1 protein-coding gene is annotated in these 299 nt (G+C 41.5%); it reads right to left on the reverse strand.

Annotated features, from left to right (window positions below; translation table 11 throughout):
* On the reverse strand, positions 1–299 hold a 299-nt coding region (locus SB717_RS34935; protein WP_410907473.1), incomplete at both ends, for a condensation domain-containing protein.

Below are 299 nucleotides of genomic sequence, written 5' to 3' on the forward strand. Positions count from 1 at the left end.
TGATTACGTTTTACAACATGGAGTACTGACAGCTCATCAGTCCCTTCATTTCTCTGCCTCCACGTTCCGTTTGGTAACTGTTCGTACCGGAAACGTAAAGCATCATGATGTTTCAGTAAATTTAATATCGCTCCCTCTAGTAATTTCACATTCAATCTTTCTTTTACTCTTAAAAGCATTGATTGATTCCAATGCTCTGTATGTGGATGTGCTTGCTCGAAGAACCAGCACTGAATTGGAGTAAGAGGCACATCACCTATCACAATTCCCTGCTCCGCTTGTACTCCCTGCGTTTCTAT

It is taken from the genome of Priestia sp. SIMBA_032, from assembly GCF_046535215.1.
GTDB classification, from domain to species: Bacteria; Bacillota; Bacilli; order Bacillales; family Bacillaceae_H; genus Priestia; species Priestia aryabhattai.